The sequence below is a fragment of the Escherichia ruysiae genome (genome assembly GCF_031323975.1).
In the GTDB taxonomy this organism is placed as follows: Bacteria; Pseudomonadota; Gammaproteobacteria; order Enterobacterales; family Enterobacteriaceae; genus Escherichia; species Escherichia ruysiae.
In genome coordinates this window covers 1,202,653-1,228,928 of record NZ_JAVIWS010000001.1, presented here as the reverse complement: position 1 = coordinate 1,228,928, position 26,276 = coordinate 1,202,653, and the positions used below count along the sequence as shown (strand labels likewise).

General features: G+C 51.0%; 23 protein-coding genes, 6 tRNA genes and 2 other RNA genes. 18 read left to right on the top strand and 13 right to left on the bottom strand.

All coding sequences use genetic code 11. The annotated features are described in order from the left end of the window. Positions 1–45: 45 nt before the first annotated feature. Both ligA and RGV86_RS06215 read left to right on the top strand, forming a co-directional pair. Positions 46–2,061: an NAD-dependent DNA ligase LigA gene (gene ligA, locus RGV86_RS06220; RefSeq protein ID WP_032225892.1), complete on the top strand. Its 2,016-nt coding sequence runs from the start codon at positions 46–48 to the stop codon at positions 2,059–2,061. A 1-nt stretch (position 2,062) separates the two neighbouring features. Beyond that, entirely contained in the window at positions 2,063–2,281 is a 219-nt protein-coding gene (locus tag RGV86_RS06215) for a DUF3820 family protein (protein ID WP_000410201.1), read from the top strand. Here RGV86_RS06215 and RGV86_RS06210 read toward each other — a convergent pair. Both RGV86_RS06210 and RGV86_RS06205 read right to left on the bottom strand, forming a co-directional pair. Next, positions 2,278–3,276: a bile acid:sodium symporter family protein gene (locus RGV86_RS06210; protein WP_000765627.1), complete on the bottom strand. Its 999-nt coding sequence runs from the start codon at positions 3,274–3,276 to the stop codon at positions 2,278–2,280. The genes RGV86_RS06215 and RGV86_RS06210 overlap by 4 nt on opposite strands. A gap of 283 nt (positions 3,277–3,559) precedes the next feature. Next, positions 3,560–4,324, bottom strand: coding sequence for a nucleoside-specific channel-forming Tsx family protein (locus RGV86_RS06205; RefSeq protein ID WP_085460997.1), 765 nt, complete (start codon positions 4,322–4,324; stop codon positions 3,560–3,562). 249 nt (positions 4,325–4,573) lie between these two features. Between RGV86_RS06205 and xapA the strand changes: the two genes are divergently transcribed. From xapA to xapR, 4 genes are read left to right on the top strand one after another with little or no spacing between them, the layout of a single operon-like run. Then, positions 4,574–5,407 carry a xanthosine phosphorylase gene (gene xapA, locus RGV86_RS06200; protein ID WP_032225890.1) on the top strand — a complete coding sequence of 278 codons (834 nt, stop codon included), beginning with the start codon at positions 4,574–4,576 and terminating at the stop codon, positions 5,405–5,407. Between the two features lie 59 nt (positions 5,408–5,466). Next, a complete protein-coding gene (gene xapB, locus RGV86_RS06195; RefSeq protein WP_000020387.1) occupies positions 5,467–6,723 on the top strand; it encodes a xanthosine/proton symporter XapB in 1,257 nt (418 codons plus the stop codon). Between the two features lie 52 nt (positions 6,724–6,775). Further along, complete coding sequence (locus tag RGV86_RS06190) at positions 6,776–6,934, top strand: DUF1427 family protein (protein ID WP_000651752.1); 159 nt, start codon at positions 6,776–6,778, stop codon at positions 6,932–6,934. A gap of 40 nt (positions 6,935–6,974) precedes the next feature. Further along, positions 6,975–7,859 (top strand): DNA-binding transcriptional regulator XapR, encoded by an 885-nt coding sequence (gene xapR, locus RGV86_RS06185; protein WP_000439925.1) that lies wholly within the window; start codon positions 6,975–6,977, stop codon positions 7,857–7,859. A gap of 106 nt (positions 7,860–7,965) precedes the next feature. Here the strand turns inward: xapR and RGV86_RS06180 are convergent. From RGV86_RS06180 to RGV86_RS06155, 6 genes are all read right to left on the bottom strand, one after another. Next, a non-coding RNA gene (locus RGV86_RS06180) (RtT sRNA) lies at positions 7,966–8,099 on the bottom strand. A 22-nt stretch (positions 8,100–8,121) separates the two neighbouring features. After that, a non-coding RNA gene (locus RGV86_RS06175) (RtT sRNA) lies at positions 8,122–8,253 on the bottom strand. A gap of 24 nt (positions 8,254–8,277) precedes the next feature. Then, positions 8,278–8,353: transfer RNA gene (locus tag RGV86_RS06170), tRNA-Lys, on the bottom strand. Positions 8,354–8,357: 4 nt separating this feature from the next. After that, positions 8,358–8,433: transfer RNA gene (locus RGV86_RS06165), tRNA-Val, on the bottom strand. Between the two features lie 46 nt (positions 8,434–8,479). Then, a tRNA-Val gene (locus tag RGV86_RS06160) sits at positions 8,480–8,555 on the bottom strand. Between the two features lie 44 nt (positions 8,556–8,599). Next, a tRNA-Val gene (locus RGV86_RS06155) sits at positions 8,600–8,675 on the bottom strand. A gap of 258 nt (positions 8,676–8,933) precedes the next feature. Here RGV86_RS06155 and gltX point away from each other — a divergent pair. Further along, the gene (gene gltX, locus RGV86_RS06150) at positions 8,934–10,349 is read left to right on the top strand and encodes a glutamate--tRNA ligase (protein WP_085460996.1); all 1,416 of its coding nucleotides are present in this window, start codon (positions 8,934–8,936) and stop codon (positions 10,347–10,349) included. A 50-nt stretch (positions 10,350–10,399) separates the two neighbouring features. Here gltX and RGV86_RS06145 read toward each other — a convergent pair whose 3' ends face one another. Together RGV86_RS06145 and RGV86_RS06140 are read right to left on the bottom strand one after the other, a co-directional pair. Beyond that, positions 10,400–10,792 carry a MerR family transcriptional regulator gene (locus tag RGV86_RS06145; RefSeq protein WP_000826490.1) on the bottom strand — a complete coding sequence of 131 codons (393 nt, stop codon included), beginning with the start codon at positions 10,790–10,792 and terminating at the stop codon, positions 10,400–10,402. Position 10,793: 1 nt separating this feature from the next. Next, positions 10,794–11,153 (bottom strand): YfeC-like transcriptional regulator, encoded by a 360-nt coding sequence (locus RGV86_RS06140; protein ID WP_000472029.1) that lies wholly within the window; start codon positions 11,151–11,153, stop codon positions 10,794–10,796. A 220-nt stretch (positions 11,154–11,373) separates the two neighbouring features. Here RGV86_RS06140 and RGV86_RS06135 point away from each other — a divergent pair. The 3 genes from RGV86_RS06135 to RGV86_RS06125 all read left to right on the top strand — a co-directional run bounded on the left by RGV86_RS06135 (position 11,374) and on the right by RGV86_RS06125 (position 13,961). Then, positions 11,374–11,449, top strand: a tRNA-Ala gene (locus tag RGV86_RS06135). Between the two features lie 39 nt (positions 11,450–11,488). Further along, a tRNA-Ala gene (locus RGV86_RS06130) sits at positions 11,489–11,564 on the top strand. Between the two features lie 207 nt (positions 11,565–11,771). Beyond that, positions 11,772–13,961, top strand: a complete 2,190-nt coding sequence (locus tag RGV86_RS06125; RefSeq protein WP_024212638.1) for a bifunctional diguanylate cyclase/phosphodiesterase — start codon at positions 11,772–11,774, stop codon at positions 13,959–13,961. 55 nt (positions 13,962–14,016) lie between these two features. On the opposite strand, the gene nupC is transcribed toward RGV86_RS06125, so the two are convergent. Next, a complete protein-coding gene (nupC, locus tag RGV86_RS06120; protein ID WP_001516818.1) occupies positions 14,017–15,219 on the bottom strand; it encodes a nucleoside permease NupC in 1,203 nt (400 codons plus the stop codon). Between the two features lie 298 nt (positions 15,220–15,517). Here nupC and RGV86_RS22440 point away from each other — a divergent pair, with 298 nt between their 5' ends. Both RGV86_RS22440 and RGV86_RS06115 read left to right on the top strand, forming a co-directional pair. Beyond that, positions 15,518–15,577, top strand: coding sequence for a hypothetical protein (locus tag RGV86_RS22440; protein WP_423779531.1), 60 nt, complete (start codon positions 15,518–15,520; stop codon positions 15,575–15,577). After that, the gene (locus RGV86_RS06115; RefSeq protein ID WP_000186377.1) at positions 15,558–16,796 is read left to right on the top strand and encodes an Nramp family divalent metal transporter; all 1,239 of its coding nucleotides are present in this window, start codon (positions 15,558–15,560) and stop codon (positions 16,794–16,796) included. Before RGV86_RS22440 ends, RGV86_RS06115 begins: the two co-directional genes overlap by 20 nt. A 142-nt stretch (positions 16,797–16,938) precedes the next feature. On the opposite strand, the gene ypeC is transcribed toward RGV86_RS06115, so the two are convergent. Together ypeC and RGV86_RS06105 are read right to left on the bottom strand one after the other, a co-directional pair. Next, on the bottom strand, positions 16,939–17,265 hold the full coding sequence (gene ypeC, locus RGV86_RS06110; protein WP_000490072.1) for a DUF2502 domain-containing protein YpeC: 327 nt from the start codon (positions 17,263–17,265) through the stop codon (positions 16,939–16,941). 114 nt (positions 17,266–17,379) lie between these two features. Then, on the bottom strand, positions 17,380–18,636 hold the full coding sequence (locus RGV86_RS06105) for an ion channel protein (RefSeq protein WP_032225851.1): 1,257 nt from the start codon (positions 18,634–18,636) through the stop codon (positions 17,380–17,382). Between the two features lie 203 nt (positions 18,637–18,839). Here RGV86_RS06105 and glk point away from each other — a divergent pair, with 203 nt between their 5' ends. The 6 genes from glk (at position 18,840) to ptsP (ending at position 26,276) form a co-directional block, all read left to right on the top strand. Further along, complete coding sequence (gene glk, locus RGV86_RS06100) at positions 18,840–19,805, top strand: glucokinase (protein WP_000170385.1); 966 nt, start codon at positions 18,840–18,842, stop codon at positions 19,803–19,805. 218 nt (positions 19,806–20,023) lie between these two features. Then, a complete protein-coding gene (locus RGV86_RS06095) occupies positions 20,024–20,350 on the top strand; it encodes a PTS fructose transporter subunit IIB (RefSeq protein WP_000038454.1) in 327 nt (108 codons plus the stop codon). Between the two features lie 21 nt (positions 20,351–20,371). After that, complete coding sequence (locus RGV86_RS06090) at positions 20,372–21,619, top strand: PTS fructose transporter subunit IIC (protein WP_000985311.1); 1,248 nt, start codon at positions 20,372–20,374, stop codon at positions 21,617–21,619. A gap of 14 nt (positions 21,620–21,633) precedes the next feature. Continuing rightward, complete coding sequence (ypdF, locus tag RGV86_RS06085) at positions 21,634–22,719, top strand: aminopeptidase (protein ID WP_000173234.1); 1,086 nt, start codon at positions 21,634–21,636, stop codon at positions 22,717–22,719. Continuing rightward, entirely contained in the window at positions 22,719–23,756 is a 1,038-nt protein-coding gene (gene ypdE, locus RGV86_RS06080; protein ID WP_000365994.1) for an aminopeptidase, read from the top strand. The genes ypdF and ypdE overlap by 1 nt, the downstream gene beginning before the upstream one ends. 24 nt (positions 23,757–23,780) lie before the next feature. After that, entirely contained in the window at positions 23,781–26,276 is a 2,496-nt protein-coding gene (gene ptsP, locus RGV86_RS06075) for a phosphoenolpyruvate--protein phosphotransferase (RefSeq protein WP_085460995.1), read from the top strand.

The window sequence follows — 26,276 nt, the reverse complement described above, 5'->3', positions numbered from 1 at the left end:
TTCGAACCCCCGCTTGTCGGGGGTTTTTAGCATTGATGGTGCGATATGGAATCAATCGAAAGACAACTCACAGAACTGCGAACGACGCTTCGCCATCATGAATATCTTTATCATGTGATGGATGCGCCGGAAATTCCCGACGCTGAATACGACAGGCTGATGCGTGAGCTGCGCGAGCTGGAAGCAAAACATCCGGAACTCATTACCCCGGATTCACCAACCCAGCGCGTAGGTGCAGCGCCGCTGGCAGCCTTCAGCCAGATCCGTCATGAAGTACCGATGCTGTCGCTGGACAACGTTTTTGATGAAGAGAGTTTTCTCGCTTTCAACAAACGCGTACTGGATCGTCTGAAAAGTAACGAAAAAGTCACCTGGTGCTGTGAGCTGAAGCTTGATGGCCTTGCCGTCAGCATTCTGTATGAGAATGGCGTTCTGGTCAGTGCGGCGACCCGTGGTGATGGCACCACCGGCGAAGACATCACCTCTAACGTCCGTACTATTCGCGCGATTCCGCTGAAATTGCATGGTGAGAATATCCCGGCGCGCCTGGAAGTGCGTGGTGAAGTATTCCTGCCACAAGCAGGGTTCGAAAAGATCAACGAAGAGGCGCGACGCACGGGCGGGAAAGTATTTGCTAACCCACGTAATGCTGCGGCAGGTTCGCTGCGTCAGCTTGATCCGCGTATCACGGCGAAGCGACCGCTCACGTTCTTCTGCTACGGCGTTGGTGTGCTGGAAGGCGGCGAGCTGCCGGACACCCATCTTGGTCGTTTAATGCAATTTAAAAAGTGGGGATTACCGGTCAGCGATCGTGTCACGTTATGTGAATCGGCAGAAGAGGTGCTGGCGTTTTATCACAAAGTTGAAGAAGACCGCCCGACGCTGGGCTTTGATATCGACGGCGTGGTGATTAAAGTCAACTCACTGGCGCAGCAGGAACAGCTTGGGTTTGTTTCACGTGCCCCGCGCTGGGCAGTGGCATTTAAATTCCCGGCGCAGGAACAGATGACTTTCGTGCGTGACGTTGAGTTTCAGGTTGGGCGTACCGGCGCTATTACGCCCGTTGCGCGTCTGGAACCTGTACATGTTGCAGGCGTGCTGGTGAGCAATGCTACCTTACACAATGCCGATGAAATCGAACGTCTTGGTTTACGTATTGGCGATAAGGTGGTGATCCGCCGCGCTGGCGATGTGATCCCGCAGGTGGTTAACGTCGTGCTTTCTGAACGCCCTGAAGACACCCGTGAGGTTGTATTCCCGACGCATTGCCCGGTATGTGGTTCTGACGTCGAGCGTGTGGAAGGTGAAGCAGTCGCCCGCTGTACAGGTGGCCTGATTTGCGGCGCTCAGCGTAAAGAGTCGCTGAAACATTTTGTTTCCCGTCGGGCGATGGACGTTGACGGTATGGGTGACAAAATCATCGACCAGCTGGTTGAAAAAGAGTACGTCCACACACCTGCTGACCTGTTTAAACTCACCGCAGGCAAACTGACCGGACTGGAGAGAATGGGGCCGAAATCAGCGCAAAACGTGGTTAACGCGCTGGAAAAAGCGAAAGAAACCACCTTTGCTCGCTTCCTTTATGCGCTTGGCATTCGCGAAGTCGGCGAGGCCACTGCAGCAGGTTTGGCAGCATATTTCGGCACGCTGGACGCACTGGAAGCAGCCTCGATTGAAGAGCTGCAAAAAGTGCCCGATGTCGGAATTGTCGTCGCATCCCATGTTCACAACTTCTTTGCCGAAGACAGTAACCGCAATGTCATCAGCGAGCTGTTGGCGGAAGGTGTTCACTGGCCTGCGCCGGTGGTGATTAACGCGGAAGAGATCGACAGTCCGTTTGCCGGTAAAACCGTGGTGCTCACCGGTAGCTTAAGTCAGATGTCGCGTGATGATGCTAAAGCTCGCCTGGTCGAACTGGGCGCGAAAGTCGCGGGCAGCGTTTCGAAGAAAACCGATCTGGTGATCGCCGGAGAAGCCGCAGGTTCTAAACTGGCGAAAGCGCAGGAATTGGGCATTGAAGTGATCGACGAAGCAGAGATGCTACGTTTGCTGGGTAACTGAGATGGAAAAAGAGCAGCTGATTGAAATAGCCAATACGATAATGCCGTTTGGCAAGTACAAAGGGCGTCGCTTAATCGACCTGCCGGAAGAGTATCTTTTGTGGTTTGCCCGCAAGGATGAGTTCCCGGCAGGAAAACTCGGTGAGCTAATGCAAATCACGCTGCTGATTAAAACCGAGGGGCTGACGCAACTGGTTCAGCCCCTGAAACGTCCGCTTTAAATCTTCCCTGCGTGGCTTTCCTGCTGCGCCTGTAGTTGCTCGGTCTGGCGCTTATAACGACGCGCCAGCACCGCGCAAACCATCAGCTGGATCTGATGGAAAATCATCAGTGGCAGCACCATCATACCGATAACTGACGTTGGGAACAGAATGTTCGCCATCGGAATACCATTCGCCAGGCTCTTTTTCGAACCACAGAAGACAATCGTTATCTCATCTGCCTTATTGAAACCCAGTCGACGCGCCATAAAAACGTTAATCACAATCACAATAGCCAGCAATACGCAGCTAACTACCACAATAAACAGCAGCGAACCCCAACCGACTTTGTGCCAGATGCCGTTAACAACAGCTTCGCTGAAGGCCGTATAGACCACCAACAGAATGGAAGTCTGGTCAGTTTTCGCAATCCACTTTTTATTACGCGCCACCCAGTTGCCAATCCACGGGCGAGAAAGATGCCCCAACACAAAAGGTAGTAACAGCTGCAGCATAATCTTACCGACCTGTTCGAGGCTGCCCTCTGCACCGTGAACATTCATCACCAGACCAACCAGCAATGGCGAAAGGAAAATACCCAGCAGGCTGGATGCTGATGCAGAACAAACGGCCGCCGCAACGTTACCGCCCGCCATCGAGGTAAAAGCGATTGCAGACTGCACGGTGGCTGGGAGAATGCAAAGATAGAGAAAGCCGGAATAGAGCATTGGATCGACGTTTACTGGTTTCCACCAGGCAAACAACACGCCCAGAACCGGAAACAGCACGAAGGTACTGCACATCACCCACAAATGCAGTCGCCAGTGACTACCGCCTGCAATAATGGCCTCTCGCGACAACTTCGCGCCGTGCATAAAGAACAACAGGGCAATGGCTGCCGTGGTCAGATTTTCAAAGAAGGGGACGAAATCGCCTCTGGCCGGAAAGAAAGAAGCCAGTAACACCACCGTGACCAGGGTTAAGGTGAAAGGATCGAGGATACGAAAAAGTTTCATAAAGGCTCCAGATAATCGATGGTTCTATTGTGCTTCTTCCAGTTTGAGAAATAAAATTGATTTATTGCATTCATTCATGAAGAAAATAGATGAATGACTCTTTAAAACAATTAAAGGTTTTCGTCACAGTAGCGAAGGAAGAACCGGACACTTTCAACAGCTGGTGAAGCATTAGAGGACGTGGAGCAAGAACAGGGGGAATAGTGATGGCAGGGCGAGAAGGGGAGCCGTTGTATCATATATCGTGTTATGCATTTCTGCCGGGAATCCCGGCAGAAATGGTTCAGAAGTTAAATTTGACCGAGTAAATGATGGCGTCCTGATACCAGGCTTCTCCCAGCTTGTCGTCCGCGTAGCGATACTGAAGCCCCGTAGTTATATTCGGGGTAGCATTCCACCAGAGGGCGACCGCACCGTTCAGCCCTTCTTTACCGCCATTACCTGCTGCGTAGGTGGCATCACGATCAAACTCGTACTCGTTCCAGTTGGTGAGGGTGAATTTCTCTCTGCCCAGCATAAAGCTGTAACCCGCAACCCAACCTGCCACGTAGCCGTTATCGCCCGTGTAATAGGTTTGATCCGTATAGCGTTTGGCAAAGAAAGGTTTGAACCACCAACTGTTACCGGTGAAGTTGTAGCCAAAACCGTACAGGAACATATCGTCGTGGAAATTTACCCGATTTGCAGAACCGTAGGTGCCATACGCGTGCAGGTAGAGATTAAATCCGGTATTGCCCAGGTAAATGCGGCTGGTATTTTTAAAGGTATAACGCTGCTCACTACCTGGTTTATCGTGGCGGTCGTTATAAAAGTTTTCCCAGTCGAAAAACCCGTACATTTCTCCCCAACTAAAGTTGGCACCGCCTTCCAGTTCCAGATAACCAAAATCATCTTTGTGTGACTTAGTTGACGATTTCTCGGTGGTTCGGCTGGTCCAGTCCAGGTAATGCACGCCGATATCTGCAAACCCACCTTTAAATTCTGCGTGGGAGATTACGGGTACGGCTAATAAAGAGGTGAGCGTCAGAGTTAAAAGATGTTTTTTCATAGCATAATTCCCTATGCCGATCGTTATTAGTAGATTGCTTAATAAAGTGGTTTGTTAAAAACAGCATATTGTTAATGCAAGGGAGTGAATATCGCCAATACAGTTTTTGCTGGGAATTAATAGTGAAAAGATATAAATCCATCGATATCAAATCGCTATTGAATGCGTGAGGAAAGTGTATTGGTAAGAGCCGGGACAACCTCGCTATAAAAAGACATTAGATTCAACCCTACTGAAAAAAGGATATATATGTCTCAGGCTCAATTTTCTCATAACCCGCTGTATTGCGTCGATATTATCCAGGCTTATAAACCAGATTTCACACCACGAGTGGCTTTTATTTTAGGTTCCGGGCTGGGCGCGCTGGCCGATCAGATTGATAACGCTGTCGCCATTTCCTATGAAAAGCTGCCGGGTTTCCCGGTGAGTACGGTGCATGGACATGCGGGTGAGCTGGTGTTGGGGCATCTCCAGGGCGTTCCGGTGGCATGTATGAAAGGTCGAGGGCATTTCTATGAAGGTCGTGGAATGACCATCATGACCGACGCGATTCGTACTTTCAAATTGCTGGGCTGTGAACTGCTGTTCTGCACCAATGCGGCGGGCTCACTGCGTCCGGAAGTCGGTGCGGGCAGTCTGGTTGCGCTGAAAGACCACATCAACACCATGCCAGGTACACCGATGGTGGGTCTTAACGATGAACGCTTTGGCGAACGCTTCTTCTCGCTGGCGAATGCCTACGATGCGGACTACCGCGCACTGTTGCAAAAAGTGGCGAAAGAAGAGGGTTTCCCCCTGACGGAAGGTGTGTTCGTCTCGTATCCGGGGCCGAATTTCGAAACGGCGGCAGAGATTCGCATGATGCAAATTATTGGCGGGGATGTCGTTGGAATGTCCGTTGTGCCTGAAGTTATTTCAGCACGCCATTGTGACCTGAAGGTCGTGGCCGTTTCTGCGATTACCAATATGGCGGAAGGTCTGAGTGACGTGAAGCTCTCGCATACTCAAACGTTGGCGGCAGCGGATCTCTCTAAGCAGAACTTTATCAACCTTATTTGCGGCTTTCTGCGCAATATTGCCTGATTAAAACAACAATAAACGGCCTCACGGGTGAGGCCACATGATGCGACAAGGAAACGATTATGAGCATCGCTTTGCGCTTAAAGGTAATGTCCTTTTTGCAATATTTTATCTGGGGGAGCTGGCTGGTTACCCTCGGTTCCTACATGATTAATACCCTTCATTTTACCGGCGCTAACGTCGGTATGGTCTACAGCTCCAAAGGGATTGCTGCGATTATTATGCCTGGCATTATGGGGATTATCGCGGATAAATGGCTGCGTGCGGAACGCGCATATATGCTGTGCCACCTGGTGTGTGCTGGCGTGCTTTTTTATGCGGCATCCGTCAGTGATCCGGATACGATGTTTTGGGTGATGTTAGTCAATGCAATGGCATTTATGCCGACCATCGCGTTATCAAACAGCGTCTCTTATTCCTGCCTCGCTCAGGCCGGGCTTGACCCGGTGACAGCTTTCCCGCCTATTCGCGTTTTTGGTACGGTGGGGTTCATTATTGCGATGTGGGCAGTAAGCTTACTGCATCTGGAATTGAGCAGCCTGCAATTGTATATCGCTTCCGGTGCGTCTCTGCTGCTGTCGGCTTACGCGCTGACTTTGCCTAAAATTCCTGTTGCGCAGAAAAAAGTGACTACTTCGCTTGCCAGTAAACTCGGTCTGGACGCGTTTGTGCTATTCAAAAATCCGCGTATGGCCATCTTTTTCCTCTTCGCCATGATGCTGGGCGCGGTACTGCAAATTACCAACGTTTTTGGCAACCCGTTCCTGCATGATTTTGCCCGTAACCCGGAGTTTGCTGATAGCTTCGTGGTGAAATATCCGTCCATTTTATTGTCAGTTTCACAGATGGCTGAAGTCGGTTTCATTCTGACGATTCCGTTCTTTTTGAAGCGTTTCGGCATCAAAACGGTCATGCTTATGAGTATGGTGGCCTGGACGCTGCGCTTTGGCTTCTTTGCTTATGGCGATCCGTCACCAACTGGGTTTATTTTGCTGCTGCTGTCGATGATTGTTTACGGCTGCGCATTTGATTTCTTCAATATTTCCGGTTCGGTCTTTGTTGAACAGGAAGTTGATTCCAACATTCGTGCCAGCGCACAGGGGCTCTTTATGACCATGGTAAATGGTGTCGGTGCTTGGGTCGGCTCGATTCTGAGCGGCATGGCAGTGGATTACTTCTCGGTAGATGGCGTAAAAGACTGGCAAACTATCTGGCTGATGTTTGCAGGATATTCTCTTTTCCTCGCAGTGATATTTTTCTTTGGATTTAAATATAACCATGACCCTGAAAAGATAACACATCGAACAGTGACACATTAAAAGAACTGGCAGCTCCGTTTTTCAGGGCTGCTTTTATGATAAAGGTTAATTAATGAAAGATATTTTATTTTCTTCTGGCGTCGGTTTTGGTATTGGTGCTTTATTTACAATCGTGCGGTTACCTATTCCCGTGCCAAATGTATTGCCGGGTATATTATCTATTGTGTTTATGTATGTAGGTTATCTGGTGGTGAAATACTTTATGCCGTGATAATTTAATAAGATATATTTATTAAACGGAGCATTTAATTATGGAACGCATTTACAGAACAGACCTTAAGTTGCTCCGTTATTTTCTTGCTGTAGCGGAAGAGTTACATTTTGGCCGCGCAGCGGCGCGTTTAAATATGTCTCAGCCTCCGCTCAGTATTCATATTAAAGAGCTGGAAAATCAACTCGGCACACAGCTTTTTATTCGTCATTCGCGCAGCGTCGCCCTGACACACGCGGGCAAAATCTTGATGGAAGAATCGCGCCGATTGCTGATGAATGCAAATCAGGTGTTGGCTCGGATTGAACAAATAGGCCGGGGAGAAGCAGGGCGGATTGAGCTCGGTGTGGTCGGAACGGCAATGTGGGGACGGATGCGGCCGGTTATGCGGCGATTCCTTAGGGAAAACCCCAACGTTGAAGTATTGTTTCGCGAAAAGATGCCTGCGATGCAAATGGCGCTGTTGGAGCGCCGCGAACTCGATGCCGGGATCTGGCGAATGGCGACAGAACCACCGGAAGATTTTACCAGCTTACGCTTGCATGAATCGGCGTTTCTGGTAGCGATGCCTGAAGAGCATCACCTCTCATCATATTCCGACGTTCCGCTGGAAGCACTACGTGACGAGTATTTTGTCACAATGCCGCCCGTGTACACTGACTGGGAATTTTTGCAGCGCGTTTGTCAGCAGGCGGGTTTTTCACCGGTTGTTATTCGCGAAGTTAATGAACCACAAACGGTGCTGGCCATGATCAGTATGGGCATTGGTATCACATTGATAGCAGACAGCTATGCACAGATGAACTGGCCTGGTGTCATTTTCCGTCCGCTCAAAGAGCGCATCCCGGCAGATTTATATATTGTTTATGAAACGCAGCAGGTGACGCCCGCGATGGTTAAGCTGTTGGCAGCATTGAGACAGTAGGCGAGGGGGAGATTGCCGGAAATCGTAGGTCTGATAAGCGAAGCGAATCTGGCAATTTCGCAAATCGCAGATAGCAAAAAAGCGCCTTTAGGGCGCTTTTTTACATTGGTGGGTCGTGCAGGATGACTCGCTTCGCTCGCCCTTCGGGTCGTCGCCGCAAGCGGCTCCGTTGTTTCGCTGCGCTCAACTCGAACCTGCTGCAGGTTCGAATCTTTGAATATCGCACATAGCAAAAAAGCGCCTTTAGGGCGCTTTTTTACATTGGTGGGTCGTGCAGGATGACTCGCTTCGCTCGCCCTTCGGGTCGTCGCCGCGAGCGGCTCCGTTGTTTCGCTGCGCTCAACTCGAACCTGCTGCAGGTTCGAATCTTTGAATATCGCAGATAGCAAAAAAGCGCCTTTAGGGCGCTTTTTTACATTGGTGGGTCGTGCAGGATTCGAACCTGCGACCAATTGATTAAAAGTCAACTGCTCTACCAACTGAGCTAACGACCCGAAGTGGTGGGTGATGACGGGATCGAACCGCCGACCCCCTCCTTGTAAGGGAGGTGCTCTCCCAGCTGAGCTAATCACCCACTTCGGTACTTCACATTATTGCAAGAAATTTAGCTGGCGAGAAAGTGGTGGGTGATGACGGGATCGAACCGCCGACCCCCTCCTTGTAAGGGAGGTGCTCTCCCAGCTGAGCTAATCACCCACTTCTCAATTTCTTGCTACACGGCGGAGACTACATAAAGTAGTTGGTGGGTGATGACGGGATCGAACCGCCGACCCCCTCCTTGTAAGGGAGGTGCTCTCCCAGCTGAGCTAATCACCCCCGCTGTGTGGAGTCGCATTATAGGGAGAGTTGGAAATGAGTCAACGCATTTTCTAAAGAATTTGTTTGTTCGTCGTAAAATTAAGCAGGATGATCGCAAAACAGACCGTGTTGCGCAATTTCTCAACGAAAACAATAATGCATCATGTAGCAACCCGAACTACATTGAGGAATCAGGCTGGAGTGATAGAATATCGCCCACTCAATTTTTCCAGGATTTGCCGGTTGTCGGCATCTTTCTAAACGTAAGGCCATTTCATGAAAATCAAAACTCGCTTCGCGCCAAGCCCAACAGGCTATCTGCACGTTGGCGGCGCGCGTACTGCTCTTTACTCCTGGCTTTTTGCACGTAACCACGGCGGTGAGTTCGTGCTGCGTATTGAAGACACCGATCTTGAGCGTTCTACGCCGGAAGCTATCGAAGCCATTATGGATGGTATGAACTGGCTGAGTCTGGAGTGGGATGAAGGTCCGTACTATCAGACCAAACGTTTTGATCGCTATAACGCAGTTATCGATCAGATGCTGGAAGAGGGCACGGCCTATAAATGCTATTGCTCTAAAGAGCGTCTGGAAGCACTGCGTGAAGAGCAAATGGCGAAAGGTGAGAAGCCGCGTTATGACGGTCGCTGCCGCCACAGCCATGAGCATCATGCTGATGATGAACCATGTGTCGTTCGTTTTGCTAATCCGCAAGAAGGTTCTGTGGTTTTTGACGATCAGATCCGTGGTCCGATCGAGTTCAGCAACCAGGAGCTGGATGATCTGATCATCCGCCGTACCGATGGTTCTCCGACCTATAACTTCTGTGTAGTTGTCGATGACTGGGATATGGAAATCACCCATGTTATCCGTGGTGAAGACCATATCAACAACACGCCGCGCCAGATCAACATTCTTAAAGCCCTGAAAGCACCAGTGCCGGTTTATGCGCACGTTTCTATGATCAACGGCGATGATGGTAAAAAACTGTCCAAACGCCACGGTGCGGTCAGCGTAATGCAGTATCGTGATGACGGCTATCTGCCGGAAGCGTTGCTGAACTATCTGGTGCGTCTGGGCTGGTCCCACGGCGATCAGGAAATCTTCACCCGTGAAGAGATGATCAAATACTTCACCCTGAATGCCGTCAGCAAATCCGCCAGCGCGTTCAATACCGACAAGCTGCTGTGGTTGAACCATCACTACATTAACACGCTGCCGCCGGAGTATGTTGCTACCCATTTACAGTGGCACATCGAGCAGGAAAATATCGATACCCGCAACGGCCCGCAGCTGGCGGATCTGGTTAAACTGCTGGGTGAACGCTGCAAGACGCTGAAAGAGATGGCACAGAGCTGCCGTTACTTCTACGAAGATTTTGCTGAGTTCGATGCCGATGCAGCGAAAAAACATCTGCGCCCGGTAGCACGTCAGCCGCTGGAAGTAGTTCGCGACAAACTGGCCGCGATTACTGACTGGACAGCTGAAAACGTTCACCACGCTATTCAGACGACGGCGGACGAGCTGGAAGTGGGAATGGGTAAAGTTGGTATGCCGCTGCGTGTCGCCGTTACTGGTGCGGGGCAGTCTCCGGCACTGGATGTTACTGTTCACGCGATCGGCAAAGCACGTAGCATCGAGCGCATCAATAAAGCTCTGGCTTTTATTGCTGAACGCGAAAACCAGCAGTAATTAGCGCATAAAAGATAAACGGCAGGAGAAATACCCCTGCCGTTTTTTATTTATGCTGATTCGTCTATGTCGAGACGGGCAAGGAAATTACGAATCCCTTCACGTGACAAAAATTGCGCAACTTTTTCCTGCTCACTGTGAGTCATATTGTCTATTGCGCTGATGATTTGCCGATAAGCCGGAGTGCGCATACCTGGCGCGTATTCAGCAAGGGGTTCTTCGGCCTCAAGAAGCATTGGCGTATTATGGAAGGCAGGCGTGTTTTGAATAAATTCGCAAACGTGTGTGTCCAGTAGAATAAGTCTGGCGCGACCTCCTTTCACTCCGGGAAATTTTTCTGTTTTCCAGCCTTTTTCTCTAATCCAGCGGTTAACGGTTTGTTTAGCCACACCGAGGCATTCCGCCAGTTCTTCGGTGGTCATTTTATTGCGTAATCTTTTCATATTATTTGCTATTGCGAATCCCTAAGCGTTGTAATAACCCGATAATCCCTTCCCGCAGAAGCAATGATGTAAACTGTTTTTGTTCAGCCGGAGTCATCTCTTTCGCCAGCGTAGCTAACAGCACTTCAAGCGGTGCATCGCCAGACAGGGCTGGGATTTCTCCCTGACCCTCCGTGCGTTCTGCATTGCGAATATATTCACGAACCTGTTCATTGACGTGTACCAGTCGAGCCTTGCCCCCCTGGACGCCTGGTTTGGGTGATGTCGTCCAGCCTTCCTTGCGTACCCATTTATTAATGGTCTGGCGGCTATAACCGGTCAGTCTGGCAAGTTCATCTGGCGTCATCCTCTCCTTGAACATAACAATTCCCGGAATAGTTGTGGGTCTATTAAGTGTTCATTTTATAGCATCAATTTACATGAAACCGTGACATGAATAACTACTGAATGCGAGGCGTAATCCAAAAATGTTCATTTGCCTGATTTTTCAGCGATTGAAACAAGGCGCTGCAATTTGCCGTTGACACATTCGGACGGAATTCATATGATGCCGCCCGTCAACTCGACAAGCTTTACGTGACGGGGCTATAGCTCAGCTGGGAGAGCGCTTGCATGGCATGCAAGAGGTCAGCGGTTCGATCCCGCTTAGCTCCACCAAATTTTGCACCCAGCAAATTTGGTACGTAAACACCTCGTGGGGCTATAGCTCAGCTGGGAGAGCGCTTGCATGGCATGCAAGAGGTCAGCGGTTCGATCCCGCTTAGCTCCACCAAATTTCAAACCCTCGCTGTGAAGCGGGGGTTTTTTGTCTCTGATTTTTGCCGCTTTTGTAATACAGTCTACGTCCGGGTTAGTGCCGCCTGGTGAAAGCATCATTGGATGAAAAATCGGCAACAGGCCGGCCCCTGTTTGCTTCGCGATGCGAATAAACTTATTATTTGTGTGCCTGAAAACCCCGATCAGTGAGAGTAGTCTACTCATGTTTGTGGAGCATAACCTGATAAAAAATATCAAGATATTCACACTGGCGTTTACGCTCACCGTGGTACTTATTCAGCTATCCCGTTTTATTTCGCCACTGGCCGTTATCCATTCCAGCTATATCTTTCTGGCGTGGATGCCACTGTGCGTAATGCTGTCAATATTATTCATCTTTGGCTGGCGTGGTGTTGTTCCTGTTTTATGCGGGATGTTTTGCACTAATCTGTGGAATTTTCATCTCTCATTTTTGCAAACTGCCGTCATGCTCGGCAGCCAGACGTTTGTCGTGCTGTGTGCCTGTGCAATATTACGCTGGCAGTTAGGAACGCGTTGGCGTTATGGGTTGACCACCCGATACGTCTGGCAACGTCTCTTCTGGCTTGGTTTAGTGACGCCGATTGGCATCAAAGGCAGCATGTATCTGGTGGGTAGCTTTTTTGATTTCCCGCTAAAGATATCGACATTTTTCGGCGATGCAGATGCTATTTTCACGGTCGTTGATTTGCTTAGCCTTTTCACCGCTGTGCTGATTTACAACATGTTCTTTTACTATCTCACTCGCATGGTTGTAAGTCCCCACTTTGCGCAGATATTGTGGCGCAGGGATATCGCCCCGTCGCTGAACAAAGAGAAACGTGCATTTACTTTAAGCTGGCTGGCAACTCTTAGCGTGCTGCTGCTTCTGATGTGTACGCCTTATGAAAACGATTTTATTGCCGGTTACCTGGTGCCCGTTTTCTTCATCATCTTTACCCTTGGTGTTGGTAAACTTCGTTATCCGTTTTTAAATCTCACCTGGGCTGTTTCGACTCTTTTCCTCCTGAATTACAACCAGAATTTTTTACAAGGGGTCGAAACCGAATATTCGCTGGCATTTATTCTCGCGGTGCTGATTTCCTTTAGCGTTTGCCTGCTTTACATGGTGCGTATTTATCATCGAAGTGAATGGCTTAACCGCCGCTGGCATTTGCAGGCGCTGACCGATCCATTAACGCTATTACCCAACTTTCGTGCACTGGAGCAATCGCAAGAGCAGGAGGCAGGAAAGAGTTTTTGCTGCCTGCGTATTGATAATCTTGAGTTTCTGAGTCGTCATTACGGCCTGGTGATGCGTGTTCATTGTATCCGCTCAATTTACCGTACCTTGCTGCCGTTGATGCAGGAAAACGAAAAGTTGTATCAACTGCCGGGCAGTGAATTGCTGTTGGTACTGACCGGGCCGGAAACGGAAGGTCGACTACAGCATATGGTTAACATCCTCAATAGTCGGCAGATTCACTGGAACAACACCGGCCTGGATATGGGCTATGGTGCCGCCTGGGGGCGTTTTGATGGCAATCAGGAAACCCTGCAGCCCATGCTGGGGCAGTTAAGCTGGCTGGCGGAACAATCCTGCGTTCATCATCATGTGTTGGCGTTGGATAATCGAGAGGAAATAGCGTCCGGGCAGACCACCAAACAGGTACTGTTGCTGAACACCATTCGTAAGGCGTTAGATAATGGTGACTTGCTCCTCTACGCTCAGCCCATTCGAAACAAAGAGGGGCAGGGCTATGATGAGATCCTGGCGCGTCTGAAATATGACGACGGCATTATGACGCCGGATAAATTTCTGCCGCTTATCGCCCAGTTTAACCTTAGCGCGCGTTTCGATTTGCAGGTGCTGGAATCTCTGTTGAAGTGGTTAGCAACTCACCCTTCCAACAATAAAGGTCCGCGCTTTTCAGTCAATTTAATGCCGCTCACTCTGCTGCAAAAAAATATCGCCGGGCGGATTATTCGTCTGTTTAAGCGTTATCACATCTCCCCGGAGACAGTCATTCTTGAGATCACCGAGGAGCAGGCGTTTTCAAATGCAGAAAGCAGCATGTACAACATCGAGCAACTGCATAAATTTGGCTTCCGTATTGCGATTGATGATTTTGGCACTGGTTATGCCAACTACGAGCGATTAAAACGTTTGCAGGCCGATATCATCAAGATTGATGGCGTCTTTGTGAAAGATATAGTGACTAATACGCTGGATGCGATGATTGTGCGGTCAATTACCGACCTGGCGAAAGCGAAGTCGTTAAGCGTGGTAGCGGAGTTTGTCGAAACGCAACAGCAGCAGGCGTTATTGCATAAACTTGGGGTGCAATATCTGCAAGGGTATTTGATTGGTCGCCCTCAGCCATTAGTTGATTAACAGACGTAAAAAAGCCGGGGAATTATCCCCGGCTTTTTTAATGAATGTATTGGACTTACAGCACCAGTGCTGCGATTGACGCAGAAAGCACACTCACCAGCGTAGAGCCGTAAACCAGTTTCAGACCGAAGCGAGAAACGACGTTACCTTGCTCTTCGTTCAGGCCTTTAACCGCGCCCGCGATAATCCCGATAGAAGAGAAGTTAGCAAAGGATACCAGGAATACAGAGATGATGCCTTCTGCACGCGGAGAAAGCGTGGAAGCAATTTTCTGCAGATCCATCATCGCAACGAACTCGTTGGAAACCAGTTTGGTCGCCATGATACTGCCCACTTGCAGTGCTTCACTGGAAGGAACACCCATCACCCATGCAATCGGATAGAATATGTAGCCCAGGATGCCCTGGAAGGAGATGCTGTAGCCAAACCAACCAGTCACGGTGGCAAACAGTGCGTTCAGTGCGGCGATCAGGGCGATAAAGCCGATCAGCATCGCTGCAACGATAATGGCGACTTTGAAACCTGCCAGAATGTATTCACCCAGCATTTCGAAGAAGCTCTGACCTTCGTGCAGGTTGGACATCTGAATGTTTTCTTCGCTGGCATCAACGCGGTAAGGGTTGATCAGCGACAGTACGATAAAGGTGCTGAACATGTTCAGTACCAGTGCAGCAACGACGTATTTCGGCTCCAGCATCGTCATGTATGCGCCAACGATGGACATCGACACGGTGGACATCGCCGTTGCTGCCATGGTGTACATACGGTTACGGGAGATTTTGCCGAGGATATCTTTATAGGCGATAAAGTTCTCGGATTGTCCCAAAATCAGGGAGCTTACGGCGTTAAAGGATTCCAGTTTGCCCATGCCATTGACTTTGGAAAGCAGGAAACCAATCGCGCGAATAATCACCGGCAACACGCGAATGTGCTGGAGAATACCGATCAACGCAGAAATAAAGACGATAGGGCACAGCACTTTCAGGAAGAAGAACGCCAGGCCTTGATCATTCATGCTACCAAAGACGAAGTTAGTACCTTCGTTGGCAAATCCGAGCAGTTTTTCGAACATTTCGGAGAAGCCTTTCACGAAGCCCAGACCAACGTCAGAGTTCAGGAAGAACCACGCCAGTAATACTTCGATAACAAGCAGTTGAATAATATAACGGATACGAATTTTTTTGCGGTCGCTGCTTGCCAGCAATGCGAGAATCGCAACAACGGCTAGTGCCAGTACAAAATGAAGGACGCGGTCCATATTTGCTCCAAATATGAGGCAGGTTAAATTTCCGTGCACATTCTATGCAACATGATTCAGGAAAACGAGATCTGACACACACTATAATGACGTCCTGTGACAAGCTTCAAAAATAGTGAGCTGTCCTACATTTCTGCTATGTTGTGTATGGAAGCGGAAAGTTATGTAAATGTGCTAACATTAAACATAAAAATAACATTCAAACCATCAATCTTTTCGTAGTCATAATCCTGGTCTATCAGAGAAATCATCACAACCCATTTAAATGAATTTGATAATCATTCTCGTTTGACATAGCATGAAACATAGCAAAGGCTATGTTTTAGAGGCACAACAAGATGACGAACTATCGCGTTGAGAGTAGCAGCGGACGGGCGGCGCGCAAGATGAGGCTCGCATTAATGGGACCTGCGTTCATTGCGGCGATTGGTTATATCGATCCAGGTAACTTTGCGACCAATATTCAGGCGGGTGCCAGCTTCGGCTATCAGCTATTGTGGGTTGTTGTCTGGGCTAATCTGATGGCGATGTTGATTCAGATCCTCTCGGCCAAACTGGGGATTGCCACCGGTAAAAATCTGGCGGAACAAATTCGCGATCACTACCCGCGTCCGGTCGTCTGGTTCTATTGGGTTCAGGCAGAAATTATTGCGATGGCTACCGACCTGGCGGAATTTATTGGTGCGGCTATCGGTTTCAAACTGATTCTTGGGGTTTCGCTGTTGCAGGGCGCCGTATTAACGGGTATCGCAACCTTCCTGATTTTAATGCTGCAACGTCGCGGGCAAAAACCGTTGGAGAAAGTGATTGGCGGGCTACTGCTGTTTGTCGCAGCGGCTTACATTGTTGAGCTGATCTTCTCCCAGCCTAACTTGGTGCAGTTGAGTAAAGGGATGGTGATCCCGAGTTTACCGACCTCAGAGGCGGTCTTCCTGGCTGCGGGTGTGCTGGGTGCGACAATTATGCCGCATGTGATTTATTTGCACTCTTCGCTGACCCAGCATCTGCATGGTGGGTCACGCCAGCAACGTTATTCAGCCACCAAATGGGATGTCGCGATTGCCATGACTATTGCTGGTTTTGTCAATCTGGCGATGATGGCAACGGCTGCTGCCGCGTTCCACTTTTCCGGCCATACTGGTGTCGCCGATCTTGACGAAGCCTACCTGACGCTGCAACCGCTGTTAAGCAATGCTGCAGCGACGGTCTTTGGTTTAAGCCTGGTGGCAGCAGGGCTTTCTTCAACGGTGGTGGGTACGCTGGCGGGGCAGGTGGTGATGCAGGGCTTTATTCGTTTCCATATCCCGCTGTGGGTGCGCCGGACAGTGACCATGTTGCCGTCATTTATTGTCATCCTGATGGGATTAGATCCGACACGGATTCTGGTCATGAGTCAGGTGCTGCTAAGTTTTGGTATTGCCCTGGCGCTGGTTCCACTGTTGATTTTCACCAGTGACAGTAAGTTGATGGGCGATCTGGTGAACAGCAAACGCGTAAAACAGGCTGGCTGGGTGATTGTGGTATTGGTAGTGGCGCTGAATATCTGGCTGTTGGTGGGAACGGCGCTGGGGTTGTAGTTCAACTGGCGTCGTACCAGGCATCACTGGCGGATGCGGCGTAAACGCCTTATCCGCCCTACGCGTTCAATGGAGTGGGGCTGTAGGCCTGATAAGACGCGCGGGCGTCGCATCAGGCATCGTGCTCCATTGGTGGATGTGTTTAATGACGATGTCCGTGTCCACGGCCTTTCCCGCGATGATCATCACGGTCGCGCCAGCCTTCACGATAGCCACGCTCATACGCTTTACGCTTATCCCAGCCACGGTGGTAGCCATTATCGTGACGCCACCAGCGGTTTTTACGCCATTCGTAATTACGATGCCAGTAATCACGGTCGCGCCAATGACCACCGTCCCAGTAATTACCATAATGATCGCGATCGCCAATTTGTAATTTGATTGATGGCAGTAGGGTAATTTCACCTGCGTTTGCCGCAAGCGGGGTAAAAGCCATCAGGGCGGCCGCCAGAAACAGTGACCTGAACATTGTTATTCTCCTTCACGATCGAAGCCGTCAGCGGCCTGTTAACGCAATATTACGGGGAGGTAAAGCCCCGTTTCATCGCCATAACTCTTAAATCATGATGGAGAGCATTTTTTGCTAAAGATTATCGTGGGGTGGTTGCTGCTTCGGGCGATTCACAATCATCATCGGTTTGCCAGCCAGCAATAGCCATGCCGGAAGCATAACGATACAAAGTAGCGGTAGCAGATTGGTATCAGGTACAACGACTGCCGCCATAAACAGGCTTAACCAGCCATCGCGCGTTACCACCAGTACCATACCGAGAATAGCGCAGGAGACAGTAATTGCCGCCGGGACTGCGGGAACGTGTTCATGTAGCATCAAACCTAACGCCACGCCAACAAACACTGCCGGGAAGATTCGCCCGCCACGAAACCCGCTGGCGGCGGCAATGACCAGAGCGGCGAGCTTAATCACTGCCAGTAAAAAGTAATCACTGGTGCTGAAAGCCTGATTCATCACCATTTGCTGCATCTCATCCAGCCCTTTAAACAGTGAAACCGGCCCACCAATAACGCCCAAAATACCGAGAATAAACCCGCCAACCCCGAGCATGAGCACAGGGTTTTTAATCTGATGCATCATTGCGTGCAACCGTGGCAGACACCATACGGCGACCATCCCCGCAGCGATGGCAATCGCCGCTACAATCGCACCGCTGATAATGTCTGCCATCTGCATCTGTCCGTAATGCGCAATGGGCAGCGAAAAATGGGGGTGGAAAAATAGACTTGTCGTCAGCGCACCAGCCGCCGCTGCCATTAACGGCGCAAAGAGTCGATCCCATAGCGGCACTTCATTACTGCCATTTAAGGTTTGCGAAAATATCAACGCCGCCGCAACAGGTGTGCCAAATAGCGCACCGATAGTTCCGGCTGAGGCTAAAATAGTCCATTCCATCCGGTTAACTCGAGGTAACAGGCGAGCGCCTATCGTTACCGCGAGGGCGATATTAACGGTCATAATCGGATGTTCCGGCCCCAGGCTGACGCCACCGGCAAGACCGAGAATTAATGCTACGATAAGCCCTGGTAGCGCAGAAGGGGGGACTGGCGCGCCGATCAGCGGTTCACTGGCGGGATCTGGTCCGGCATGACCCTGGCTGAAACGGATAACCAGTCCCACTGCGATCCCCGTCAGCGTTAATATTCCGATGATCCACAGCGGTGAATCCTGGGCTATCCCCAGACTTCCCGGCAGTCGTTGCCAGAGTAAATTCTGTAATACCGAGGCGATTTTCATCACCACAATCAGAATAAGACTGGACGCAATCCCAATTGCCAGGGCGGGAAGCGATAATAACAACATGGTTCTGGCTCGCGAATGGAGCATGTTCTATTCCTTATGCGGGGTCAGATACTTAGTTTGCCCAGCTTGCATAAAGGCATCGCTGCAATTGGTGCTGAAACGATAAAGTAATAGTGTGACCCAGATCTATATTTACAGGGAGCCCGCCTTTCCGGCGTTGTTGTTAGGCTCCCAGGTATTTACAGTGTGAGAAAGAATTATTTTGACTTTAGCGGAGCAGTAGAAGAATGACAAAGTATGCATTAGTCGGTGATGTGGGCGGCACCAACGCACGTCTTGCTCTGTGTGATATTACCAGTGGTGAAATCTCGCAGGCTAAAACCTATTCTGGGCTTGATTATCCCAGCCTGGAAGCGGTTATCCGCGTTTATCTCGAAGAACATAAGGTCGAGGTGAAAGACGGTTGTATTGCCATCGCTTGCCCAATTACCGGTGACTGGGTGGCAATGACCAACCATACCTGGGCGTTCTCAATTGCCGAAATGAAAAAGAATCTCGGTTTTAGCCATCTGGAAATTATTAACGATTTTACCGCTGTATCGATGGCGATCCCGATGCTGAAAAAAGAGCATCTGATCCAGTTTGGCGGTAAGGAACCAGTTGAAGGTAAACCTATCGCGGTTTACGGTGCCGGAACGGGGCTAGGCGTGGCGCATCTGGTTCATGTTGATAAACGCTGGGTAAGCCTGCCAGGCGAAGGCGGTCACGTTGATTTTGCGCCAAACAGCGAAGAAGAGGCCATTATTCTCGAAATACTGCGTGCTGAAATAGGCCATGTCTCTGCTGAACGCGTGCTCTCTGGGCCAGGGCTGGTGAATTTGTACCGCGCGATTGTGAAAGCAGATAACCGTCTGCCAGAAAATCTCAAGCCAAAAGATATTACCGAACGCGCGCTGGCCGACAGTTGCACCGATTGCCGCCGCGCGTTGTCGCTGTTTTGCGTGATTATGGGCCGTTTTGGCGGCAATCTGGCGCTCAATCTCGGCACATTTGGCGGCGTGTTTATTGCGGGCGGTATCGTGCCGCGTTTCCTTGAATTCTTCAAAGCCTCTGGTTTCCGTGCCGCTTTTGAAGACAAAGGCCGCTTTAAAGAATATGTCCATGATATTCCGGCTTATCTTATCGTCCATGACAATCCGGGTCTTCTCGGCTCAGGTGCACATTTACGCCAGACCTTAGGGTACGTCCTGTAAATCCTTCCTGCCATATCGGGAGATAATCCTCCCGATAATCTTTTAAATCATACGGTTAGTTCAATTTTTCTTTGTGTTTCATCACAAGGCCGACCTGCGTCACACTTCCGCACTACGGGATTAATTCTCCAGTAAATGCATTATTTGTCTGGTAACGGCAATTTGTTTTGCACGTTCATAATTTCACTCGTTAACTATAAACGAACGAGGAAATAACGATGAGTAAGAAACTGATTGCCTTATGTGCCTGCCCGATGGGCCTTGCGCACACTTTTATGGCGGCTCAGGCGCTGGAAGAGGCCGCAGTGGAAGCTGGCTATGAAGTGAAAATTGAAACCCAGGGCGCGGACGGTATCCAGAATCGCCTGACGGCGCAGGATATCGCCGAAGCGACCATCATCATCCACTCAGTGGCAGTTACCCCGGAAGATAACGAACGTTTCGAATCCCGCGACGTTTATGAAATCACTTTGCAGGACGCAATTAAAAACGCAGCGGGCATCATCAAAGAAATCGAAGAGATGATTGCCGCTGAACAACCGTAATTTTCGACAGGGATAATTGTTATGGCCATTAAAAAACGCAGTGCAACCGTTGTGCCTGGCGCATCCGGTGCGGCAGCGGCAATTAAGAATCCGCAGGCCTCTAAAAGCAGCTTCTGGGGTGAACTTCCGCAGCATGTGATGTCAGGGATTTCACGCATGGTGCCGACCTTAATTATGGGCGGCGTGATCCTCGCTTTCAGCCAGCTGATTGCTTATAGCTGGCTAAAAATTCCCGCTGACATTGGCATTATGGATGCACTTAATAGCGGGAAATTTTCCGGTTTCGACCTCTCCTTACTGAAATTTGCCTGGCTGTCGCAGTCCTTTGGCGGCGTGTTGTTTGGTTTTGCCATTCCGATGTTTGCTGCTTTTGTGGCGAACTCCATTGGCGGCAAACTGGCGTTCCCGGCTGGGTTTATCGGCGGGTTAATGTCTACCCAGCCAACGCAACTGCTGAACTTTGATCCCAGTACCATGCAGTGGGCGACCTCTTCACCGGTGCCGTCTACCTTCATTGGTGCGCTGATCATTTCTATCGTTGCAGGTTACCTTGTGAAGTGGATGAACCAGAAAATCCAGTTACCGGATTTCCTGTTAGCGTTCAAAACCACATTTTTGCTACCGATTCTTTCCGCCATTTTTGTCATGCTGGCGATGTATTACGTCATCACCCCATTTGGCGGTTGGATCAACGGCGGTATCCGTACCGTGCTGACTGCCGCAGGTGAGAAGGGGGCGCTGATGTATGCGATGGGTATCGCAGCAGCGACCGCAATCGACCTCGGTGGCCCAATCAACAAAGCAGCAGGTTTCGTTGCTTTCAGCTTTACCACTGACCACGTATTACCGGTTACCGCGCGTTCTATCGCAATCGTCATTCCGCCGATTGGTCTGGGTCTGGCGACTATTATCGACCGTCGTTTAACCGGCAAACGCCTGTTTAACGCCCAGCTTTATCCGCAGGGTAAAACCGCCATGTTCCTGGCGTTTATGGGGATCAGTGAAGGTGCGATTCCGTTTGCGCTGGAAAGCCCCATCACCGCAATTCCGTCCTATATGGTCGGTGCGATTGTCGGCTCCACCGCCGCTGTCTGGCTGGGCGCAGTGCAATGGTTCCCGGAATCAGCAATCTGGGCGTGGCCGCTGGTGACTAATCTGGGCGTTTACATGGCGGGGATCGCGCTGGGGGCAATCATTACCGCGCTGATGGTGGTGTTCCTGCGTTTGATGATGTTCCGCAAAGGCAAATTGTTAATCGATAGCCTGTAAGAAGGACAATCCTAATGACATTACTCGCTTCGCTGCGCGACTGGCTTAAGGCGCAACAGCTGGATGCGGTGCTTCTCTCCTCACGGCAGAACAAACAGCCCCATCTGGGGATTTCCACCGGGTCAGGCTATGTGCTGATTAGTCGTGAGAGCGCGCACATTCTGGTGGATTCGCGCTATTACGTGGAGGTGGAAGCTCGTGCGCAAGGCTACCAGCTACATTTGCTTGACGCGACGCACACGCTGGCAACCATCGTCAATCAAATCATTGCCGATGAGCAGCTGCAAACGCTCGGTTTTGAAGGCCAGCAGGTGAGTTGGGAAACCGCGCACCGCTGGCAGGTTGAACTTAATGCAAAGCTGGTCAGCGCCACGCCGGATGTGCTGCGGCAAATCAAAATGCCAGAGGAGGTGGAGAAAATCCGTCTCGCCTGTGGGATTGCCGATCGTGGTGCAGAGCATATTCGCCGCTTTATTCAGGCGGGGATGAGCGAATGTGAGATAGCTGCTGAACTGGAGTGGTTTATGCGCCAGCAGGGAGCAGAAAAAGCCTCCTTTGACACCATTGTTGCCAGTGGCTGGCGTGGGGCGCTGCCGCACGGCAAGGCCAGCGACAAAGTGGTTGTAGCGGGCGAGTTTGTCACACTCGATTTCGGTGCGCTGTATCAGGGCTACTGCTCTGATATGACGCGCACCTTTCTGGTTCATGGCGAAGGGGTGAGCGCCGAATCTCACCCGCTGTTTAACGTGTATCAGATTGTCCTGCAAGCGCAACTGGCGGCAATCTCCGCGATTCTCCCCGGCGTGCGTTGCCAGCAGGTTGACGACGCCGCGCGTCGGGTCATTACAGAAGCCGGTTATGGAGAGTATTTCGGCCATAACACCGGTCATGCAATCGGCATTGACGTACATGAAGATCCGCGTTTTTCACCACGTGATACCACGATGCTCCAGCCTGGCATGTTACTGACCGTAGAGCCGGGGATTTATTTGCCAGGGCAAGGGGGCGTGCGCATCGAAGATGTTGTGCTGGTTACCCCGCAAGGCGCAGAAGTGCTCTACGCCATGCCGAAAACAGTGTTGCTCACGGGAGAGGCATAATGGATTTATCGCTATTAAAAGCGTTGAGCGAGGCAGATGCGATCGCCTCCTCGGAACAGGAAGTCCGGCAGATTCTGCTGGATGAAGCGGATCGACTGCAAAAAGAAGTGCGATTTGACGGTCTGGGATCGGTGCTGATCCGCCTCAATGAATCGATGGGGCCGAAGGTGATGATCTGCGCACATATGGATGAAGTGGGGTTTATGGTGCGTAGCATCTCCCGCGAAGGCGCGATCGATGTGCTGCCGGTTGGCAACGTGCGCATGGCTGCCCGTCAGCTTCAGCCGGTGCGGATCACTACCCGTGAAGAGTGCAAAATTCCCGGCCTGCTCGACGGCGAGCGGCAGGGAAATGAGGTTAGCGTAATGCGCGTGGACATTGGCGCGCGCTCGTATGATGAAGTGATACAGGCGGGAATTCGTCCAGGCGATCGCGTCACGTTTGATACCGCTTTTCAGGTTCTCCCTCACCAGAGGGTGATGGGGAAAGCCTTTGATGACCGCCTCGGTTGCTATCTGCTGGTGACGTTACTGCGCGAACTACACAGCGCCGAGTTGCCTGCGGAAGTGTGGCTGGTGGCAAGTTCCAGCGAAGAGGTGGGATTACGCGGCGGGCAAACCGCCACCCGCGCGGTGTCGCCGGACGTCGCCATTGTGCTTGATACCGCCTGCTGGGCGAAAAACTTTGATTATGGCGCGGCGAACCATCGCCAGATTGGTAACGGTCCGATGCTGGTGTTAAGCGATAAATCGCTGATTGCGCCACCAAAACTCACTGCCTGGATTGAAACCGTGGCGGCAGAAATTGGCGTGCCGTTACAGGCGGATATGTTCAGTAACGGCGGCACGGACGGTGGAGCGGTTCACTTAACCGGTACTGGCGTACCCACAGTGGTGATGGGGCCAGCAACCCGCCATGGACATTGCGCCGCATCGATTGCCGACTGCCGCGATATTTTGCAGATGCAGCAACTTTTATCTGCCCTTATTCAACGTCTTACCCGTGAGACGGTTGTTCAACTGACGGATTTCAGATGATTTCCCGATTAACCCGGAGCGGTTATGTTAACGATTCAATTTCTCTGTCCTTTGCCTAACGGTCTTCATGCCCGTCCGGCGTGGGAACTTAAAGAACAGTGTAGTCAGTGGCAAAGCGAAATCGCTTTTATCAACCATCGCCAGAACGCCAAGGCCGATGCCAAAAGTTCACTGGCGCTGATTGGCACCGGCACTTTATTTAATGACAGTTGCAGCCTGAACATTAGCGGTAGCGATGAAGAACAGGCACGGCGCGTACTGGAAGAGTACATCCAGGTGCGCTTTATCGACAGCGACAGCATCCAACCGACACAAGCAGAACTGACGGCGCATCCGCTGCCACGTTCATTAAGTCGCCTTAACCCTGATTTGCTGTACGGTAACGTGCTGGCGAGCGGCGTCGGTGTTGGTACGTTAACGTTGTTGCAGAGCGACAGCCTCGACAGTTATCGGGCGATCCCTGCCAGTGTGCAAGACACCACCCGGCTGGAACACAGCCTGGCAACGCTTGCCGAACAACTGAACCAGCAGCTGCGCGAGCGTGACGGCGAAAGTAAAACCATTCTTAGCGCCCATTTGTCGCTGATTCAGGATGAGGAGTTTGCGGGGAATATCCGTCGTCTGATGGCAGAACAACATCAGGGACTGGGGGCGGCAATCATCAGCAATATGGAGCAGGTTTGCGACAAACTTTCTGCCTCTGCCAGCGATTATCTGCGCGAGCGAGTTAGTGATATTCGTGATATCAGCGAACAGTTGCTGCATATCACCTGGCCGGAACTGAAGCCGCGCAATAATCTGCTGCTTGAAAAATCGACCATTCTGGTCGCCGAAGATTTAACTCCAAGCCAGTTTTTGAGTCTCGATTTAAAAAATCTCGCAGGCATGATTCTGGAGAAAACCGGGCGCACATCGCATACCCTGATTCTGGCGCGAGCTTCGGCGATCCCGGTACTGAGCGGCTTGCCGCTGGATGCGATAGCCCGTTATGCCGGGCAACCGGCGGTGCTTGACGCCCAGTGTGGCGTGCTGGCGATTAATCCTGATGACGCGGTGAGCGGTTATTACCAGGTTGCTCAGACGCTGGCGGACAAACGCCAAAAACAACAGGCGCAGGCCGCCGCGCAGCTGGCCTATTCCCGTGATAACAAGCGAATTGATATCGCCGCGAATATTGGCACCGCTCTGGAAGCCCCTGGTGCGTTTGCCAATGGCGCGGAAGGCGTCGGGCTGTTCCGCACCGAAATGCTGTATATGGATCGCGATAGCGCGCCGGACGAGCAGGAACAGTTTGAAGCCTACCAGCAGGTGTTACTGGCGGCGGGCGACAAGCCAATTATTTTCCGCACGATGGACATCGGCGGCGATAAAAGCATTCCTTATCTGAATATTCCCCAGGAAGAGAACCCGTTCCTCGGCTATCGCGCGGTACGTATTTACCCGGAATTTGCTGGCCTGTTCCGTACCCAGCTACGGGCCATTTTGCGTGCTGCCAGTTACGGTAACGCTCAGTTGATGATTCCGATGGTTCACAGCCTCGATCAGATCTTATGGGTGAAGAGCGAGATCCAGAAAGCGATCCTTGAGCTTAAGCGCGACGGCCTGCGTCATGCAGAGACGATTACGCTTGGGATCATGGTGGAAGTGCCATCGGTTTGCTACATCATCGACCACTTCTGCGATGAGGTCGATTTCTTTAGTATCGGCTCGAACGATATGATCCAGTATCTGTATGCGGTCGATCGTAATAACCCGCGCGTATCGCCGCTGTATAACCCGATTACGCCATCTTTCCTGCGCATGTTGCAGCAGATAGTTACCACTGCGCATCAGCGGGGAAAATGGGTCGGCATTTGCGGTGAGCTGGGTGGTGAAAGCCGTTATCTGCCGCTACTGCTTGGGCTGGGCCTGGATGAGCTAAGTATGAGTAGCCCGCGCATTCCGGCGGTGAAAAGCCAGCTTCGTCAACTGGATAGCGAGGCGTGTCGGGAACTGGCACGTCAGGCTTGCGAGTGCCGCAGTGCGCAGGAAATTGAAGCGTTACTCACCGCCTTTACGCCGGAAGAAGACGTTCGCCCATTGCTGGCGCTGGAGAATATCTTTGTTGATCAGGCTTTTAGTAATAAAGAGCAGGCGATTCAGTTTCTGTGCGGCAACCTTGGCGTCAACGGGCGCACTGAGCATCCGTTCGAGCTGGAAGAAGATGTCTGGCAGCGGGAAGAGATTGTGACTACTGGCGTTGGTTTTGGCGTGGCGATCCCGCACACTAAATCTCAGTGGATCCGCCATTCCAGTATCAGCATTGCCCGGCTGGTGAAACCGGTTGACTGGCAGTCAGAAATGGGCGAAGTCGAGCTGGTGATCATGCTGACGCTGGGCGCTAGCGAAGGGATGAACCATGTGAAGGTCTTCTCGCAGCTGGCGCGCAAACTGGTGAATAAAAACTTCCGCCAGTCACTGTTCGCCGCGCAAGACGCACAAAGCATCCTGACGCTGCTGGAAACGGAATTAACCTTCTGA

Bases quoted from the DNA above. Each gene is read 5' to 3' on its own strand.
- ligA (WP_032225892.1), top strand. From the start codon at position 46: ATGGAATCAATCGAAAGACAACTCACAGAACTGCGAACGACGCTTCGC.
- RGV86_RS06215 (WP_000410201.1), top strand. From the start codon at position 2,063: ATGGAAAAAGAGCAGCTGATTGAAATAGCCAATACGATAATGCCGTTT.
- RGV86_RS06210 (WP_000765627.1), bottom strand. From the start codon at position 3,276: ATGAAACTTTTTCGTATCCTCGATCCTTTCACCTTAACCCTGGTCACG.
- RGV86_RS06205 (WP_085460997.1), bottom strand. From the start codon at position 4,324: ATGAAAAAACATCTTTTAACTCTGACGCTCACCTCTTTATTAGCCGTA.
- xapA (WP_032225890.1), top strand. From the start codon at position 4,574: ATGTCTCAGGCTCAATTTTCTCATAACCCGCTGTATTGCGTCGATATT.
- xapB (WP_000020387.1), top strand. From the start codon at position 5,467: ATGAGCATCGCTTTGCGCTTAAAGGTAATGTCCTTTTTGCAATATTTT.
- RGV86_RS06190 (WP_000651752.1), top strand. From the start codon at position 6,776: ATGAAAGATATTTTATTTTCTTCTGGCGTCGGTTTTGGTATTGGTGCT.
- xapR (WP_000439925.1), top strand. From the start codon at position 6,975: ATGGAACGCATTTACAGAACAGACCTTAAGTTGCTCCGTTATTTTCTT.
- gltX (WP_085460996.1), top strand. From the start codon at position 8,934: ATGAAAATCAAAACTCGCTTCGCGCCAAGCCCAACAGGCTATCTGCAC.
- RGV86_RS06145 (WP_000826490.1), bottom strand. From the start codon at position 10,792: ATGAAAAGATTACGCAATAAAATGACCACCGAAGAACTGGCGGAATGC.
- RGV86_RS06140 (WP_000472029.1), bottom strand. From the start codon at position 11,153: ATGTTCAAGGAGAGGATGACGCCAGATGAACTTGCCAGACTGACCGGT.
- RGV86_RS06125 (WP_024212638.1), top strand. From the start codon at position 11,772: ATGTTTGTGGAGCATAACCTGATAAAAAATATCAAGATATTCACACTG.
- nupC (WP_001516818.1), bottom strand. From the start codon at position 15,219: ATGGACCGCGTCCTTCATTTTGTACTGGCACTAGCCGTTGTTGCGATT.
- RGV86_RS06115 (WP_000186377.1), top strand. From the start codon at position 15,558: ATGACGAACTATCGCGTTGAGAGTAGCAGCGGACGGGCGGCGCGCAAG.
- ypeC (WP_000490072.1), bottom strand. From the start codon at position 17,265: ATGTTCAGGTCACTGTTTCTGGCGGCCGCCCTGATGGCTTTTACCCCG.
- RGV86_RS06105 (WP_032225851.1), bottom strand. From the start codon at position 18,636: ATGCTCCATTCGCGAGCCAGAACCATGTTGTTATTATCGCTTCCCGCC.
- glk (WP_000170385.1), top strand. From the start codon at position 18,840: ATGACAAAGTATGCATTAGTCGGTGATGTGGGCGGCACCAACGCACGT.
- RGV86_RS06095 (WP_000038454.1), top strand. From the start codon at position 20,024: ATGAGTAAGAAACTGATTGCCTTATGTGCCTGCCCGATGGGCCTTGCG.
- RGV86_RS06090 (WP_000985311.1), top strand. From the start codon at position 20,372: ATGGCCATTAAAAAACGCAGTGCAACCGTTGTGCCTGGCGCATCCGGT.
- ypdF (WP_000173234.1), top strand. From the start codon at position 21,634: ATGACATTACTCGCTTCGCTGCGCGACTGGCTTAAGGCGCAACAGCTG.
- ypdE (WP_000365994.1), top strand. From the start codon at position 22,719: ATGGATTTATCGCTATTAAAAGCGTTGAGCGAGGCAGATGCGATCGCC.
- ptsP (WP_085460995.1), top strand. From the start codon at position 23,781: ATGTTAACGATTCAATTTCTCTGTCCTTTGCCTAACGGTCTTCATGCC.